Here is a 17312-nt window from a genome sequence, read left to right as displayed (position 1 = left end):
GCTGGGCCGGCTGAATCAGCAGGCTCATCCGGTTCGGCCGGTTCAGCCGGTGGTGATCACCGCGACGATGCGGGTGCCGGGAGCGAACTTCCCGGCCTTGCTCATCGCGGTGATGCCGTAGAGCATCTTCGCGACGTAGATCCGCTCCACGTCGAACCCATGGTCCGCGCCGAACTGCGCGGCGAAATCGTCGAGTTCCTTGGGGACCTTCGCGTAGCCGCCGCAATGGAAGTCGTTCTCGACGTGCCAGTTGTCGAAGACCTTGCCGTAGGTCTGGTTCTGGAGCGTCGCGACCTCGTGCCGGAGGTGGCCGCCCCGCATCGACGCGAAACCGATCGCCCGCTGCTCGGGCCCGAGCCCGGCGGCGATCCCGGCGAGGGTGCCCCCGGTGCCCACCGGGCAGCAGATGACGTCGAAGGGCTCTGCGATCTCGCCGGGCAGCTCGGCACAGCCCCGGACCGCGTGGGGATTGCTGCCGCCCTCCGGGATGAGGAAGAAGCTGCCGAACAGGTCTTCCAGGTGGCGGCGCATCGCGTCGGCCCGCTTGGTGCGGTAGGTCTGCCGGTCCATGTAGTGCAGATCCATGCCCTGCGACACCGCGAACGCGAGCGAGTCGTTCAGCGGCAGGTGCTCCTCGCCCCGGATGATGCCGATGGTCTTGAAGCCCTCGGTCTTTCCGGCCGCGGCGACCGCGCGGATGTGGTTGGAGTAGGCGCCGCCGAAGGTGAGCAGGGTCGAGGCGCCTTCCTCGCGGGCCGCAGCCAGGTTGTACTTGAGCTTGCGCGGCTTGTTGCTGTCGAAGCGCAGGATCAGTTCGGGTGTGGTCATCGGAGACGGTGGTCCAATCCGGTGCAGCGCTTGCCGGCCGACATCGTGCGGATCGCCTGGGCCAGCGCCCGTTTGGAGCCGACGAGGACGACCAGCTTCTTCGCGCGGGTGACGGCGGTGTAGAGCAGGTTCCGTTGCAGCATCATCCACGCGCTCATCGTCACCGGCACCACGACCACCGGGTACTCGGAGCCCTGCGAGCGGTGCACGGTCATGGCGTAGGCGTGCTGGAGCTCGTCGAGTTCGGCGAAGTCGTAGGACACCTCCTCGTCCTCGTCGGTGCGCACCGTGAGCGTCTGCTCCTCCGGCAGCATCGCCGTGATGACCCCGCCGGTGCCGTTGAAGACGCCGTTCTTGCCCTTGTCATAGTTGTTGCGGATCTGCGTGACCTTGTCGCCGACGCGGAACGTGCGGCCGCCGAACCGCTTCTCCGGACGGGACGGCTCGGACGGCGTCAGCGCTTCCTGGAGCGCTCCGTTCAGCGTGCCGGCGCCGGCCGGACCCCGGTGCATCGGCGTCAGGACCTGGATGTCGCGGCGGGGGTCGAAGCCGAACCGGCGCGGGATCCGCGTGGTGGCGAGCTCGACCGCGACGCGTGCCGCGTCCTCGGTCTCGTCCTCCACGAAGAGGAAGAAGTCGGTGAACCCGTCCAGCTCCAACGGTTTGCCGGAGTTGATGCGGTGCGCGTTGACGACCACCCCCGACTGCTGCGCCTGCCGGAAGACCTGGGTCAGACGGACTCGCGGCACCCTCGGCGCGGCGAGCAGGTCGCGCAGCACCTCGCCGGCGCCGACCGACGGCAGCTGGTCGACGTCGCCGACCAGGAGCAGGTGCGCGCCGGGCGCCACGGCCTTGACGAGCTTGTTCGCCAGCAGCACGTCCAGCATCGAGGCCTCGTCGACGACGACGAGGTCGGCCTCCAGCGGCCGCTCCCGGTCGTAGGCCGCGTCGCCGCCCGGCTTGAGCTCCAGCAGCCGGTGCACGGTCATGGCCTCGGCGCCGGTGAGCTCGGTGAGGCGCTTCGCGGCCTTGCCGGTCGGGGCGGCCAGCACCACGCGGGCCCGCTTGGCCTGGGCCAGCTCCACGATCGAGCGCACCGTGAACGACTTGCCGCAGCCGGGACCGCCGGTCAGGACACTGACTTTGGCGGTCAGCGCCTGCTTCACCGCCTCGATCTGCTCCGGGGCCAGACCGACGCCGGTGCGCTCCCGCAGCCAGCCGAACGCCTTGTCCCAGTCGACGGCGGCGAACGAGCCCAGCCGGTCGTCGGGCGCCTCCAGCAGCCGCCGCAGCTGCGCGGCCAGCGAGACCTCGGCGCGGTGGAAGGGCACCAGATAGATGGCCTTGATCGGCTCGTCCGGGTCGTAGCCGTCCGGGTTCGGCAGGTCCTCGGCCACGACACCCTCGGCGACGACGAGTTCGTCCAGGCAGTCGGAGACCAGGGTCAGGGCGACCGAGAGGATCTTGACCGATTCCTCGATCAGCTTCTCGCGCGGCAGATAGCAGTGGCCGGCATCAGAGCTCTGGGACAGCGCGTACTGGATCCCGGCCTTGACCCGCTCGGGGGAGTCGTGCGGGATGCCGACCGCGACGGCGATCGCGTCGGCGGTCTTGAAGCCGATGCCCCAGACGTCGGAGGCGAGCTTGTAAGGCTCCTGCTTGACGACGTCGATGGACGCGTCGCCGTACTCCTTGTAGATGCGGACCGAGATCGAGGTGGTCACGCCGACGGATTGCAGGAAGACCATGACCTCCTTGATGGCCTTCTGCTCGATCCAGGCCGCGCCGATGAGCTTGGTGCGCTTGGGCCCCAGGCCCGGGACCTCGACCAGCCGGGCCGGGGACTCCTCGATCACGGTCAGGGTGTCGACGCCGAAGTGCTCCACGATCTTCTCGGCGATCTTCGGCCCGATGCCCTTGATGAGCCCGGAGCCGAGGTACTTCTGGATCCCGGCGACGGTCGCCGGCAGTACCGTCGTGTAGTTGTCGACCGTGAACTGGCGACCGTACTGGGGGTGCGAGCCCCAGCGGCCGCGCATGCGCAGCGACTCGCCGGGCTGGGCGCCGAGCAGCGCGCCGACCACGGTGAGCAAGTCCCCGGAGCCGCGGCCGGTGTCGACGCGGGCCACGGTGTAGCCGGTCTCCTCGTTGGCGAAAGTGATGCGCTCAAGGACGCCTTCCAGGACCGCGAGGCCAGGCACGAACGACTCGGTCGGCGAGTCCAAGGCGACCTCCTCACGGTGCTCAGACAGCGGCTGCGATGTTCTCCTCGACTTTAGCGGTGGGAGCCGACGCCGTCGGCGAGGGCGCACGGCGCGGCCAGACGATGGCCACCAGGCCGAGCAGCACCACCGCGGCGCCGGCCAGCTCCAGGCCGTTCATGCGCTCGCCGTTCACGACCGCGGCGGCCACCATGCCGATCGGCGGGACGCCGAGGGTGTACGGCGCGACCGTGGAGGCGGGGTACTTGCTCATCAGGGCCACCCAGGCGCCCAGCCCGACGAACGTCGACAGGCCGACCACGTACAGCAGGCTCAGCACCGGGCCGAGCCGCAGGTGGGTCAGGCTCTCGCCGATCCGGTGCGGGCCGTCGATCAGCAGCGAGGCCAGCGCCAGCGGGGGAGCGGCGTAGAGGCTGGCCCACACCATGAGCGCGAAGCCGTTCGCCGCGCCGGCCTTACGATTGCTGATGGAGCCCAGCGCCCACGAGGCGCCCGCGGCGATGACCAGCAGCAGCGAGCCCAGCGGCACACTCCCGCCGCGGCCGGCGCCGATGACGACCAGCCCCGCGACCGCGGCGGCGATGCCGAGCAGCTGGCGGACCGCCGTCCGCTCCCCGAGCAGCAGCGCCGCGGCCAGCACGGTGAACGGCGCCTGGCATTGCAGGACCAGCGAGGACAGGCCCTCGGGCATGCCGTGCGCCATGCCGGTGAACAGCAGGACGTACTGGCCGAAGAACATGAAGGCACTGATACCCGCGGCCCAGTACCAGCGGACTTCCTTCGGGCGGGGTATGAAAAAGGCGGCGAGCCCGGTGAGGGCGAAGCGCAGGGCGGCGAGCAGGATCGGAGGAAAGCCGTCGAGCGCGTAGCCGATGGCGACGAAGTTCACGCCCCAGATGACGACGATCGCCAATGCCAAGGCGATGTGGCGGGGATTACGCATGACACCACTATCAGCGCGGGGTATCGTTCAGCACCAGCGAATGATTTTTCGCGAATTCGTTAAGCTCTGCTTAATGGTCGAGGTGACCCGATGATCGATGTGCGGCAGTTGCGCACCCTGCGTGCCCTGGCCGACCACGGAACGGTCGTGGCCGCCGCCGAGGCCCTGTATCTGACCCCGTCCGCGGTCTCGCAGCAGCTGTCGGTACTCAGCAAGAGTACCGGGTGTGAGCTGCTCGAACGACGTGGGCGCAACGTGGTCCTGACCGAGGCGGCGCGGGTCCTGGTGTCCCACGCCGACGCGGTGTTCGCCCAGTTGGAGCGGGCCCAGTCCGACCTCCGGGCGCTCTCGCCGGCCCCCGCCACCGTGCGCATCGGGGGCTTCCCCACCGCCGTGATGGCCGTGGTCGCGCCCGCCATGAAGGCTCTGCGCATCCGCCACCCCGAGTGGGGCTTCGAGATCGCCGACACCGAGAGCGAGGAATCGGTCGCCCGCCTCATCGAGGGATCGATCGACGTCGCCGTCGTGATGGCCGCGCCGAACCGCCCTCTGCTCGGCGATCCGCGCCTGAAGGTGATGCCGCTGCTGGAGGAGATCTACATGGCGGCGCTGCCCGCCGACCACCCCTTCGCCGGCGAGCCCGCGGTCTCCCTCACCGACCTCGTCGAGGAACCCTTCGTCCTGGCCGCCGAGGGGCTGTCCTGCCACGACCAGGTGACCGCGATCTGCGCCGACGCCGGCTTCCAGCCCCGCGGCCGGTACCGCGCCACCGACTTCAGCGCCGCGCTGGCCCTGATCGCCAACGGTTTCGGCGTCTCCCTCCTGCCCACCCTCGGCGTGCCCTCCCAGGTCCCGGACGGTGTCGTCCTGGTGCCGTTGAAGGAGGACTGGCCCCGCCGCGTCTCCCTGATCGCCATGCGCGCCGGCGCCGAGCACCCCGAGATCGTCGCAGCCCTGCGCGACGCCGCCGCTAAGCTGGTTCGATGATCGTTCCCCCCGCATCGGGCTCCCTGCTCGTCGCCGGCACCACCTCCGACGCCGGCAAGAGCCTGATCACCGCGGGCATCTGCCGCTGGCTGGCCCGCCGCGGCGTCTCGGTCGCGCCCTTCAAGGCCCAGAACATGTCCAACAACTCCATGGTGGTCGGCCCCGGCGCCGAGATCGGCCGCGCCCAGGTGATGCAGGCCCAAGCCGCCGGCGTGCCCCCCGAGGTCGCCATGAACCCCATCCTGCTCAAGCCCGGCAGCGACCGCACCAGCCAGGTCGTCCTCATGGGCCAGGTCTACGCCGAGGCCTCCGCCACCACCTACCAGGACCTCAAGCCCACCCTCCGCGCCGCCGTCCTGGACGCCTACCGCGACCTCAAATCCCGCTTTGACGTCGTGATCTGCGAAGGCGCCGGCTCCCCGACCGAGATCAACCTCCGCGACGGCGACCTGGTCAACATGGGCCTGGCCCAACCCCTGGGCATCCCCACCGTCGTCGTCGGCGACATCGACCGCGGCGGCGTCTTCGCAGCCTTCCACGGCACCGTCGCCCTCCTCGACGCCCAGGACCAAAGCCTGATCGCGGGGTTCATCATCAACAAGTTCCGCGGCGACCCCACCCTCCTGACCCCGGGCCTGCGCCAGATCGAGCACTTCACCGGCCGCCCCGTCCTCGGCGTGCTCCCCTGGCTCCCCTCCCTCCGCCTCGACGCCGAGGACGCCCTCCCGATCGAGACCCGCAAAACACCCCCCGAAACCCCCACCCTGCACGTAGCCGTAATCCGCCTCCCCCGCATCTCCAACTTCACCGACCTCGACGCCCTGTCCATAGAACCCGGCGTAGAAGTCGAATACACAACCAGCCCCGCCACCATCGAATCCGCCGACCTGGTAGTAATCCCCGGCACCAAATCCACAGTCGCCGACCTCACCTGGCTCCGCACCCGCCACCTCGACAAAGCCCTGAAAAAACGCGCCACCGCCAACCGCCCCATCCTCGGCATCTGCGGCGGCTACCAAATGCTCGGCACCGAGATCACCGACACCATCGAATCCCACCAAGGCACCACCCCAGGCCTCGCCCTCCTCCCCACCCGCACCACCTTCCACCCCACCAAAACCCTGACCCTCCCCACCGGCCACGCCCTCGGCACAGAAGTCCACGCCTACGAAATCCACAACGGCCAAGTAACCCCCCACGGCGGCGACCCAGTATTCACCACCCCCAACGGCACCCCCCTAGAAGGCTGCCGCCAAGGCACAACCTGGGGCACCATCTGGCACGGAGCCCTAGAAAGCGACACCTTCCGCCGCGCCTACCTGACCTACATCGCAGAAGCCTGCGACATTCCCTTCACCCCCGACCCCACCACCTCCTTCGCCACCGAACGCGAGAACCAACTCAACCGCCTCGGCGACGCAATCGAGGAACACCTCGACACGAAACACCTGCTGGAGCTGATCGAACGCGGAGCTCCGCAGGGACTGCGGTTGCTGGCGCCGGGGGCTTGAGGGCGGGGCGGGGGAGCGGCTGGCGCGAAGTTGGCTGAGGGGAGTTGGCTGACGGGGTTGGCTGACGGGGATTGAGAAGCCTGAGAAGGTCGCGAAGGTTGGGAAGGCCGGGGGCCGGAAGATCGAGATGCCGGAAGGGCGAGAGGGCGCAGGAGGCTGGAAGGGCGAGAGGGCCCAGGGGGCTAACAGGCCACGAAGGTCGACGGGCCAAGCAAGCCAAGGGGCCGGAGGGCAAGCGGGGGAAGGCGGCGGAAGGACCGGAAGGTCAAGAAGGGTAACGCGGGGGAAGGGCTGGAAGGCCAAGAAGGGTATGGCGGCCGAGGAGTCGGAAGGCTCAGAAGGGTGTGGCGGCCGAGGAAGCTGGTAGGGCAAGGGGATCTGGTTCTGGGGCAGTCCTGCTCTGCTTGAGGTAGTGATAGGCGCGTATAGATAACAGGCCCCAAAGGTTTAAAGGTGAGCTGGAAGCAGAACTTGCTAGCGGACCAAGTGGCCAAGTGGCCGGGCAACTGGGCCTTCAGGTAGCCGGGCAGCCGGGCGACCAAGTGACCAAGTGACCGAGCGATCGGGCAGCTACGTGGCAGAGTCAGTCGCTAAGCAAGAGCTCTGCGATCGTGCCTATCCGATATCGTCACGGCAGATGGCTTCGAAAACATCCAGGCGCGGCATCGCTATGGCGAAGTGCCTGCGGTATTGCCGGTTTCGGCCGCCCTGCCACCATCACTACCGGCGGCGGCCAGCGAAACCGGTGGTCATCGCGACTAGTCGCCTCGCTTTTTGCCAAAGTTAGGTCTTCGGTTCCGGTCTTTCCGTCGCTTCGGCGGGCGTAGCCAATCGCGCCGCCCAGGCGGTGTCAAGGCTCGCATGAGCTGGGGCACGGCACCTGAAGGGTCGCCTTGATACCGCCTGGGCGGTGTGATTCCTTCAGGCGACGATGCGACGGAAAGACCGGAACCGAAACCGGAACCACCGACCAGGCCGCGCCAGCCCGCCTGGCCCACTCTTTCCAGAGCGAGGCCCTCCCCGGAGGGGCCGCCGGAGGCGCAGTTGACCTTGACTGGCTTTTGATCTGGCTTTTTATCAACAGTGCGACAGTCCTCGGAGATCGACAGCACCCCCACCCAACGACCGCCACCGACCAGTCAGCACCATGGCCGAAGGTCGTCAAAAAAGCCTTAAAACCCACCACAAAACCGCACTCACTCCTCACCACCACCCCCTCACCGCCCCGTCCTCAACAACTCCACCCCCAAAGCCGTGCACTCATGCCAAGCCGCCTTCCCCTCCCTCCGCGTAGCAACCAACCCCGCCCCCCTCAAAGCAGCCGTATGCTGCGAAACCGAAGCAGCACTAATCCCCAAATCCACCGCCAACCTCCCCGTAGTCCGCTCCTCCGCCAAAGCCTCCAACACCTGCGCCCGCGTCCGCCCCAACAACGTCCCCAGCGGATCGACCCCCTGCACCTCCGCCAACAACGGCAACGGCGTCAACGCCGGATAGACCAAATACTTCGTCCCATCCGGATACGGCCCCACCAAAGGCGGACCCGACCACACCGCCGTCGGATACAACGTCAACCCCACCCCACCCAAATACACATCCGCATCCTTCTCCGGCGCCAAATGCCACACCGTCCCCTCGAACCGCGACCCCGGCCACACCGCCTCCAACCCAGCCCCCACCCCCAACCGCCCCCACCGACTCGTCCGCCAAGCCACCTCCGCATGAAACCCCGCGCGGATCCGCCGCCACGACCGACTCAATATCCCGCTATACGCACCCTGCATCGCACCAAGCAACTCCCGCCAACAATCCCTGTCCTGCTCAGCAATCCCACGCGTCCAAGCCGTAACCGGCCTCCCCAGCCCAGCAACCCGCGCGACCTCCTTCCGCACATACTCGCGCGACGAATGCGCCACCTCGTCGAACGCCTCCTCCACATCCCCCACCACCGGATCCAAGAACAACGGCCCCCGCCCGCACGGCGGCACCAGCTCCAACAACCCCCTCCCCGCCGCCCCCACAACCCGCGCCTGCTCCCGCCGCCACCGCCCGAAAACCGGATCAGCACTCGGCCGATGCAACGACGCCAAAACCAGCGTCAACTCAAGAAGCGGCGCCGGCTCCTCCGCATACCGAACCCGGAGCAGGTCTTCCGCAGTGAAGTGAATGCGCATGTCGTCCTCACGTTTCAGCGGTGGCTGAAGTGATCGCCTCGCCGGAGCGCGGCTCCCAGAGTTAAGACGAGATCCGCGACGTGTCAGGACGCGGATCCGACTGTCTCGAAGGGATAACTACGATGCAGATGCGCACTCGCATCCTCGGATCATCGATCGCCGCCGCCGGCCTCCTGGCCACCGGGCTCCCAGCAGCCTCCGCCGCAACTCCCACCCTCACCCCCACCGCAAGCGGATCCACCGCTGCCGGCTCCACTCCCACCGCAAGCGGACCCACCCCCGCCTGGACCCCCGTCACCTACTCCCCCCGCGACTACCCCGCCGGCGACGTCTGCACCTTCGAACTCAAGGTCGACTTCCCCACCCAAGCCGTCGAAGACCGCGTATCCATCACCAACCCCGACGGCACCCCCTTCCAAACCGACTTCCGCGGTCCCCTCACCGCCCGCTTCACCAACGCCGCCACCGGCGCCCAGTACCTCGGCGACCTCAGCGGCGCCGCCACCCTGTGGAACCTCCCCACCGGCTGGAGCCTGTGGAACGTCCCCGACAACATCGGCGTCACCATCCACGCCGGCAACCCGTACCACGCCCAGGGCGAGTTCATCCTCTCCGGCGGCTCGGTCATCGCCGTCTCACCCACCCACCAGGACGCGATCCTCCACCAGACCACCGTGACCGACGTCTGCGCCGAACTGTCCTAAACACGCCTCAACAGCCCTCCCACTCCCACTCCCACTCCACTCCCACCCCCACTCCCACCCCTACCGACCGAGGTACTCCCCACCCCGCCGCCGCAACTCCTCATGCACTCCATAGGCAGACGCCCCCGACCGCCCCGCCACCCCCACCGGCAAATACGCCTTCCGGATCTTCGCCACCGACGTGTAATTGGTATCGCAGACATTCGCCAACGGCGACTCCACAGCCTGCGTCACCAACTGATAAGCATCCAACTCCGACAACCCATAATCCCGAGCAACCCACTGCACCAAGTCGAGCTGCGCGATCCGGAAGGCGTCCTCCAACGGCCGCGCCGACCCAGCAGTCATGATGTACTCATCCGACTCCAACCGCGGCCACGGCGTCGGAATCCCCTTCACCAACTCGACAACAACCACCGAATTCATCGCCGTCTCCACCGCCACCCCGCACGTCTCACCCTCCCCCTGCCGCGCATGACCGTCCCCCAGGCTGAACATCGCCCCTTCCACGTTCACGCCGAGGTAGCAAGTCACCCCAGCACGCATCTCGGGCGTGTCCATGTTCCCGCCATGCGCGTCCGGAACCAGCGCCGACCGAACCTCCAAGTTCGCCGGCGCCACCCCCACCGTCCCGTGCATCGGATCCATCGGCAGCTCGACCTCGACGTCGCTGTCCCGCGCCCGGAACAGACACGTCCGCCGCTCCCGGTCGAGCTGCCAGATCCACACCCGCTCGGGCAGCGGCGGCTGAAGCGTCGCAGTGGTGTGCGTCGACGTCAGCGCGCCGAACAGCGGCACCGTGGTGGACGCGGCCCAGTCGCGCGCCGGCTCGATCGACACGAAGTGCACCGCCAGGGTGTCGCCGGGCTCGGCGCCCTCGATGTAGAACGGGCCGGTCTGCGGGTTCAGGAAGGGGAACTCGCAGACCTCCGTGACCAGGTCCTTCTCCGAACGTACCCGGCCGGCGAAGCAGTCCTCGGTGAACACCTCAAGGACGTCGCCCGGTTTCACCCGAGCCAGCGGCGGGGCGCCGCCGAAGGTCCAGACGTACTGGTCGGGGGACGGGGTAAAGGTGTGGACCGAGAGCGAGTTCGCCATGACAGCACTGTGACATACGGACTCGCTCCCGGGAATGAGGCTGCTCACGTGGCTACGCAGGCGCCGCCCAACAACCCACCGGCCCTCCCATCACGAGGCCGACCCAAGCTCCTCCGCCAACGCTTCGTCCGCCGCCGCCACCCCATGCCCATCAGCAGTCTGATTCCGCTCAGCCTCAGCCAACAGCTTGTGCCCGGACGCCAGAATCACGATCCCCACCGCCACCACCGCGGCACCGACATAAAACGCGACGTGAATGTTGTAGTGCTCAGCCAGCCGCCCCGCGAAGTACGGCGCCAGCCCTCCGCCAATAAACCGCACGAACCCGTACGACGCCGAAGCGATCGGCCGCTCCACCGGCGAAACCGTCATCACCGCCTGCGTGGTGATCGTGTTGTTCACACCAATGAACACCCCCGCGACGATCACCGCCGTGATCAACGCCGCCTTGTTCTCCACGCACAACCCCACGACCAGGATGTTGACGGCGAACAGCGCCAGATTGACATACAGCGTCCGAGCGATCCCGAACCGGGCCTGCAAGCGCGGCGCGGCGAACACGGCGAACACCGCGACCAGCACGCCCCACGCCGTGAACACGTAGCCGAGCTGATGCGTCCCCAGCTCCATCGGGAACGGCGCGTAGCCCAACAGAGTGAAGAAGCCCCAGTTGTAGCAGAGCGCCGTCAGCGCGAGCGTGAGCAGACCGCGGTGCCGCAGGGCCTTGATGGGCTCCACGATGGAGACCTTCCGCGCCGGAACCGGCGTCGGCTCCACCAGCACGATGGTCGCGACCAGCGCGATCAGCATCAGCACCGCCACCCCGAAGAACGGCCCCCGCCAGCTGATCCCTCCGAGCTCGCCGCCGACCAGCGGCCCGAGCGCGATGCCGACGCCCAGCGCCGACTCGTAGAGGATGATCGCCCCGGCGAATCCGCCGCTCGCCGAGCCCACGATGACGGCCAGCGACGTGGCGATGAACAGCGCGTTGCCCACACCCCAGCCGGCCCGCAGGCCCACGATCTGCCCGACGGTGCCGGACGCCCCCGCCAACGCCGCGAACACCACGATCACCGCCAGCCCGGCGACCAGCGTCCGCTTCGCGCCGATCCGGCTGGAGACGAACCCGGTGAGCAGCATCGCGACTGCGGTGACCACGAGGTAGCTGGTGAACAGCATGGTGACCTGGCTCGGGGTGGCGCTCAGCTGCGAGGCCAGCGCCGGCAGGATCGGATCGACCAGGCCGATGCCCATGAACGAGATGACACACGCGAACGCCACCGCCCACACCGCCTTCGGCTGGTGCAACAGACTCGGCGGCGCCGCGTGGCGCGAGGTACTCACGGGAACGGATCCGGCGGGGGCGGCGGCAGCCGCGGCGTCGGAGCGCAGGGTGGACGACAATGTTCTTCCTTCCACGCATCGAACAGCTGGGAAACTGTCCCTTGTCGCGCGGAACCCGCTTGGCTCGAAGCGGACGGCCTGCTCGGCCTCGGTGCGGTGGTGGGCCAGCTGGCATCAGCGCCGGGCTAATCCGGGTCGGCCGCCAATCGGCACATTGACCAGCACCGACCAGCTCTAGTCCGCCCTAGGCCGAAGCCCAGGCCGGCAGTCGACCAGCACCAACCGGCGGCGCCGAAAACTCAGTCCGAAGTCACACCGCTCTAGCAGCACCAGTCCGCCTCGTGCCGGAGCCCAGACCAGCAGTTACCAGCGTCGACCACGACCAGTCCGCCTCGGACCAAAACTCAGCCCGAAGCCACACCGGCCGCCGACCACCCTCGACCAGCCTCTACCAGCACTGACCAGGGCGCTGACCGACACCGACCAGCACCAGCCCACCCCAAGTGGAAGCAGAGACCGGCCTCGACCCGGCCATCTACCGAGTTTTAACCACTCCACCACTCCACCGCCACCACTCCACCGCTAATCCCGCGCGGCAAGGGTGTGAACCAGCTTCTGCGCCACCGGCAAAGCAGCCTCGGCTGCCCGCTCCAGCACCGCCCGCTCCTCGTCGCTCAGGGTGGCGAGCAGGGTGTCGAGGCGGGCCAGGCGGGTGCTCCAGCGGTTGCGCAGGGTCCGGTCGCCGGCTTCGGTGAGCTCGATGAGCACGACGCGGCCGTCGGTCGGATCGGGGACTCGGCCCACCAGGCCGGCGTCCTCCAGTCGGCGGAGCAGCTGTGTCATCGAGGGTTGGGTCACGCCTTGGGCGGTCGCCAGTTCGGTGATGCGGCGCGGTCCGCGTCGTTGCAGGGAGCCGAGCGTGGCGGCGGCGGTGAGGCTGAGGCCGTCGGGGGCCGGCACGTGCCGCATCATCAGCACTGTGACGGTCTCGAACAGCTCGCCCACCGCGGCCGGGTTCTGGTCCACGCCCATAATTGTATCGTCCACCTATATAGTTTGCCTATGTAATTCGGCTCACACCGGCGTCGCTCCCCATGCCGGCCTCACTCCCAGGGCGCGCCCTTGGCCAGTAACGTCCGTCCGTACTCGGCCATTTTCGTCGCGTACTCCTCGGTCCAGCCCGTGAGCAGCGCCAGGTCGGCCATCGGCATCCGGTCGAACCGGCGCGGGTCGGTGAGCCTGGCCGCGGCCACGGCCTGGTAATTCTCCGCGCGCGTCGCGGAGGCGCGGAACGCGTCGGCCAGTTCCGTGCTTCGGGACAGCAGTCGCAGCGGGTCCTCGATGGCTTCCAGGCCGAAGAACGTGTCGTTGTCGGCGGGCAGGGCCGCGGGCAGTTCGCCGATCAGGTGCAGCGGCCGCTTCTTGGGCTCGGGCGTGGAAGGCATGTCTTGATCGTAGGACTACTCACTTCTTTTGGAAGTCCGCAGCGCGCTGGGCGGCGGCCTTGGCCGCGGAGAGTGTGAGATCCGGGTTGGCCTGGCCGTTGATCCGGGTCTGGGCGATCAGCACCGCCAGGTCGTTCTGCTGGATCAGCACGACGTTCATCTCCATCGACCCGAACCCGTACTTGGCGGACGTGTGCCAGGCGTGCGAGGCGGTGCCGATCTGCGGCAGGTCCAGCGGCGTGGCGTGCAGGGTGACGGACAGCCCCTCCTCGGTCACCTTCACCGAGCCGCAGTCGTTCAGCGCCTTCGCCGCCTTGGACACCAGCGTCGCGGCGGTCTCGCCCTGCGGCTGGATGATCGCCTCGTCGACGTAGTCGTCGAGCGCGCCCTTGGTCCATTCGGCCTGCGCCTGGTCGGCGATGTTGCCCTGCTGGAGGATCTCCAGGCCCGCGCAGCCCTTGATCAGCGACGGCAGGTTGCGCTCGGTCAGCGGCTCGGCGTGGAAGCCCGAGGGCAGGTCTTCCAGGTGCAGCAGCGCCGGCGCGAGGCGGGCGCTGGAGGTCGACGGGCCGGTGGCCGCCGCCGTCGGACCGGTCGACGCCGAGGCCGACGCCGATCCGGCGGACCCGGACGCCGATCCGCCCGCCGCCGATCCGGTCGCCACCGCCCCACCCGCCGCGGACCCGCTCGACGTCGCCGCGCCCGCATCAGTGCTCTTAGCCGCCTTGTCGGACCCGCCGCACGCCGCCAGCGCGACGGCCGCCAGTCCGGCCACCGCCGTCGCGGACGCTTTGCGCGTGACCGTCCGTGCCCTCATCCGCATGGTCGTCCCTCCTGACGGTGAACACTGATCATCCATCCTGCCCGAACGGCGCAGCGGCTGCCGCCGAAACCGTGCCACGGATCGTTAGGCTCACGGCGTGACAGATGTGACGACCACCCCGATCCCCACCCTCGTGTCCGGCTTCGACAAGGATTTGGACGGCCTCGGCACCGCGGCCCGCGCGACCTACGACCAGCAGTACCACAAGAGCGAGTTCGCGCACATGGGAGTCCCGGTCCCGGAGCTCCGCAAGCTGGTCAAGGGCCTCTACAAGGACCTGGGGGGCCGCCGCGCCGGCCACGACGAGGTGACCGGCCTGGCCGCCGCCCTGTGGGACAGCGACGTCTACGAGCGGCGGCTGGCGGCGGTGTTCGTGCTGGCCCAGGGCGTGCGGCTGCTCGGCGCGCCGGACCTGCAGGACGTCACCCTGATGCTCCGCGACGCGCCGATGTGGTCCCTGGTCGACCCGCTGTCCGGCGACGTGGCCGGCAAGGTGGCGCTGCGCGACCGCGAGGGCAGCGGCCGGACCCTGGACCTGTGGGCCGACGACGGCGACTTCTGGCTGCGCCGCGCCTCCCTGCTGGCCCTGATCCCCGGCATCCGCGAAGGCCGCCCGGACCTGGTGCGCTTCACCCGATACGCCGACCCGATGGTGGAGGAGCGCGAGTTCTTCATCCGCAAGGCGATCGGCTGGGTGCTGCGGGAAATCGCCTACAAGGACCCGACCTGGGTCGCGGCGTGGGTGACGGCGCGGCTGGACCGGATGGCCGGTGTGACGTTCCGGGAGGCGGTGCGGAGGCTGCCGGCCGAGACGGCCGAGCGGCTGACGGCCGAGTACAAGGCGGCGGGCGCGGGCCGCAACAGCGGAAAGGCCTTGGTCCGCGCAATGGCCTGAGAGCGCTGCCTTGAGCGCGGCGCCCTGAAAACACCGCCTCGACCACCTCAGACCCCTGAATCCCCTCCCGCCGAACCGCGATTCAGTCCCACCCGAACCACGATCCAGTCCCACCCGAGCCCTAGATTCACCCCATGCGAAAGCTCAACGCGAACCAGATCCGATGGCTGCGGGTCCGCGCCCAAGGATTGGCCGGCGGCCCGGAGACGGCGGCGAGCACGGCCGGGGCTGTGCGCGTCGCTGCGGCCCTCCAGGCCCAGGCGCCCGCGCCGGTGCGCGCCCAGGTCTGGTCGCGCTCTGACGGCCTCCGTCCGGCCGACGTCGACGCCGCCTTCGCCGGTCCGTCCCCGTCGGCGGTTCGCAGTTGGCTGATGCGCGGCACGCTGCACGCGGTCCTCGCCGAAGACCTCCGCCCGCTGCTGGCCGTGCTGGGGCCGGTGAACCTGCGCGCCGGGCAGCGGCGGCGGGACCAGCTCGGCCTCACCGACGAGCTGTGCGCCCGGGCGCTGGCGGCGCTGCCCGGGATCCTCGGCGGCGGCCGGGCCCTGACCCGGGCCGAGCTCGTGCGCCAGCTGGCCGGGCACGGCGTCGCCCTCGACCTCAAGACCCAGCAGCCGCCGCATCTCCTGGCCTTCGCCGCCAACAGTGCCCTGATCTGCCGAGGCCCCGATGCCGGCCGCGACGAGCCCACCTATGTCCTGATCGACGAATGGCTGGACCGTCCGGAGAAAATCTCGGATCACCACGACGCCCTCGGGTTTCTCGCCCGGCGCTATTTCGCCGCCTACGGCCCCGCCACCACCGTGGATCTCGTCGCCTGGTCCGGCCTGCCCGCCGCCGAAGCCAGGAAAGCCGTCGAGCTGATCCGCGACGACCTCGAAGAAGTCGACCACGACGGCGCCCGCCTCCTCCTGTCGCGCGGCACCGCCGAACCCGCCCCGCCGGAGCGCCCTCACCGGCTGCTCGGCCGCTTCGACCCCTACCTGCTCGGCCACCGGTCCCGCGCTTTGATCCTCGATCCCGCATTCGCCAAACGCGTCAATTCCGGCGGCGGGATGATCGCGCAGACCCTGATCTCCGAGGGGAGGATCGTCGGAACGTGGAATGCCCAGGGTCTGGAACCGTTCGCCGACCTTCCGGCGAAAGCGTCCGAAGCCTTTCGCAAAGAGGCGGATGATTACCTCATGTGGAGTAAATCTGGTATTTAACGGGCATCCTGTTATTGGCGTTGATAGACCACTACGAAATCCCGCTCGTTCCCGGACGTGAACCGCACCGCCGGTCCGAGCCACGGCGCGGGCTGTGTCCACCGCCCTTCCGCATACGTCCCGAAGATCGGCCGCGAGAAGTTGATGTCCAGCTCCATCGCCCGCACCGCGCCGGCCTTCCGGAGGTACTGCGCGAGCTGGAGCGGCGAGGCCCCGCGCACCGCCGCGTAGACGATCTTGCCGTCGGCCCGGATCCCGACGCCCGAGCGGTTCCCGTGCACGTTGGAGGAGTCGTTGGTGAAACCCCACGTGCGCTCGTCCGCGGCGGTGCCCTGGTCCAGGTTCCCGGCCAACTCGCCGCCGTCGATCATCAGGCCCAGGTTCTGCCGGACCCCGGCCACGTCCGGGCCCGGTGCTCCGCCCGGCCACGCGACGATGTCCATGGACCCGTTCTTATAGAAGACTTCGGACGCGGTCCCCGCGCGCAGCGGCCCGAACGCGGTCCGTCCGCCTAAGTAGAAACCGCCCTGCGAGGCGTTGTTGGCCATCAGGAAGCCGCCGTTCCAGCCGGCGACGAGCTGCTCGGTCGAGGCCGCGTTCGCGTCCAGCCAGCCGGACCCGCCGGGCACCTGCGAACCGGCGTGGAGCACGAACCGCACGGCGGTCGGGTCGAAGCGGGCGGCGAACGCGGCCTCGTCCCCGGTGACCTCCACGCCGGAGCGGGCGGACGCCTTCCAGTCCAGCAGGTCGGGGGACGGCTCGGCCGGAGAACTCGAAGGATCCGAAGGGCCCGAAGCGCCTGAAGGACTCGAAGAACCCGAAGAACTCAATGAACCCGACCCGGAAGGCAAAGAGACCACCGCCCCCGACGACCCCCGGGAATCAGCCGTGGAACCCGCCCCGGAATTGGCGCCGTGCCGCTGCGCGGCGGCTGCTTCACCGTCGCTCGGCGACCCGCAAGCGGCCAGCGCTCCCACCACCATCACCGCGGAGGCGAGAAAAACACCTGACATGACTGTGCTGCCCGCGCCGCTGCCCATGGCGCATCACTTTAGATGTTCACCGAGAGTCAACGCTAAGTGACCTTTCGGCGACGGATCGTCGGAGATAACCTGATATCAGGACCCGAC

Annotated in this window: 15 protein-coding genes; 5 read left to right on the top strand and 10 right to left on the bottom strand. The window is 68.8% G+C overall.

The window, feature by feature from the left end; all coding sequences use genetic code 11:
• Positions 1-42: 42 nt before the first annotated feature.
• The 3 genes from ABD481_RS28020 to ABD481_RS28010 are packed head-to-tail and all read right to left on the bottom strand — an operon-like array spanning position 43 to position 3993.
• Complete coding sequence (locus ABD481_RS28020; RefSeq protein WP_344668764.1) at positions 43-828, bottom strand: 1-aminocyclopropane-1-carboxylate deaminase/D-cysteine desulfhydrase; 786 nt, start codon at positions 826-828, stop codon at positions 43-45.
• On the bottom strand, positions 825-3029 hold the full coding sequence (gene recD2 / locus ABD481_RS28015) for an SF1B family DNA helicase RecD2 (protein WP_344668822.1): 2205 nt from the start codon (positions 3027-3029) through the stop codon (positions 825-827). The genes ABD481_RS28020 and recD2 overlap by 4 nt, the downstream gene beginning before the upstream one ends.
• Before the next feature lie 43 nt (positions 3030-3072).
• Positions 3073-3993 (bottom strand): EamA family transporter, encoded by a 921-nt coding sequence (locus ABD481_RS28010; RefSeq protein WP_344668763.1) that lies wholly within the window; start codon positions 3991-3993, stop codon positions 3073-3075.
• A gap of 90 nt (positions 3994-4083) precedes the next feature.
• Here ABD481_RS28010 and ABD481_RS28005 point away from each other — a divergent pair, with 90 nt between their 5' ends.
• On the top strand, positions 4084-4980 hold the full coding sequence (locus ABD481_RS28005) for a LysR family transcriptional regulator (RefSeq protein ID WP_344668762.1): 897 nt from the start codon (positions 4084-4086) through the stop codon (positions 4978-4980).
• Positions 4977-6491: a cobyric acid synthase gene (locus ABD481_RS28000; protein ID WP_344668761.1), complete on the top strand. Its 1515-nt coding sequence runs from the start codon at positions 4977-4979 to the stop codon at positions 6489-6491. Before ABD481_RS28005 ends, ABD481_RS28000 begins: the two co-directional genes overlap by 4 nt.
• Positions 6492-7708: 1217 nt before the next feature.
• Here the strand turns inward: ABD481_RS28000 and ABD481_RS47455 are convergent.
• Positions 7709-8275 (bottom strand): ArsR/SmtB family transcription factor, encoded by a 567-nt coding sequence (locus ABD481_RS47455; RefSeq protein WP_425559306.1) that lies wholly within the window; start codon positions 8273-8275, stop codon positions 7709-7711.
• 518 nt (positions 8276-8793) lie between these two features.
• Here ABD481_RS47455 and ABD481_RS27995 point away from each other — a divergent pair.
• Positions 8794-9369: a hypothetical protein gene (locus tag ABD481_RS27995; RefSeq protein ID WP_344668760.1), complete on the top strand. Its 576-nt coding sequence runs from the start codon at positions 8794-8796 to the stop codon at positions 9367-9369.
• A 60-nt stretch (positions 9370-9429) separates the two neighbouring features.
• On the opposite strand, the gene ABD481_RS27990 is transcribed toward ABD481_RS27995, so the two are convergent.
• From ABD481_RS27990 to ABD481_RS27970, 5 genes are all read right to left on the bottom strand, one after another.
• A complete protein-coding gene (locus ABD481_RS27990) occupies positions 9430-10467 on the bottom strand; it encodes an acetamidase/formamidase family protein (RefSeq protein ID WP_344668759.1) in 1038 nt (345 codons plus the stop codon).
• Between the two features lie 90 nt (positions 10468-10557).
• Complete coding sequence (locus ABD481_RS27985) at positions 10558-11811, bottom strand: MFS transporter (protein ID WP_344668758.1); 1254 nt, start codon at positions 11809-11811, stop codon at positions 10558-10560.
• 582 nt (positions 11812-12393) lie between these two features.
• Positions 12394-12837, bottom strand: coding sequence for a MarR family winged helix-turn-helix transcriptional regulator (locus ABD481_RS27980; protein WP_344668757.1), 444 nt, complete (start codon positions 12835-12837; stop codon positions 12394-12396).
• Positions 12838-12914: 77 nt separating this feature from the next.
• Positions 12915-13256: a hypothetical protein gene (locus tag ABD481_RS27975; protein WP_344668756.1), complete on the bottom strand. Its 342-nt coding sequence runs from the start codon at positions 13254-13256 to the stop codon at positions 12915-12917.
• Between the two features lie 19 nt (positions 13257-13275).
• Positions 13276-14079, bottom strand: a complete 804-nt coding sequence (locus ABD481_RS27970) for a hypothetical protein (RefSeq protein ID WP_344668755.1) — start codon at positions 14077-14079, stop codon at positions 13276-13278.
• Between the two features lie 97 nt (positions 14080-14176).
• Between ABD481_RS27970 and ABD481_RS27965 the strand changes: the two genes are divergently transcribed.
• Positions 14177-14974, top strand: coding sequence for a DNA alkylation repair protein (locus ABD481_RS27965; RefSeq protein WP_344668754.1), 798 nt, complete (start codon positions 14177-14179; stop codon positions 14972-14974).
• Between the two features lie 134 nt (positions 14975-15108).
• Positions 15109-16182, top strand: coding sequence for a winged helix DNA-binding domain-containing protein (locus ABD481_RS27960; protein ID WP_344668753.1), 1074 nt, complete (start codon positions 15109-15111; stop codon positions 16180-16182).
• Positions 16183-16193: 11 nt separating this feature from the next.
• Here the strand turns inward: ABD481_RS27960 and ABD481_RS27955 are convergent, their stop codons facing one another.
• Positions 16194-17222: a phosphodiester glycosidase family protein gene (locus ABD481_RS27955; protein WP_344668752.1), complete on the bottom strand. Its 1029-nt coding sequence runs from the start codon at positions 17220-17222 to the stop codon at positions 16194-16196.
• Between the last annotated feature and the right edge of the window lie 90 nt (positions 17223-17312).

This window comes from Catenulispora yoronensis, assembly GCF_039531695.1.
GTDB classification, from domain to species: Bacteria; Actinomycetota; Actinomycetes; order Streptomycetales; family Catenulisporaceae; genus Catenulispora; species Catenulispora yoronensis.
Note: the sequence above shows the minus strand (reverse complement) of the source record. Positions and strands in the feature narration are given on the sequence as shown.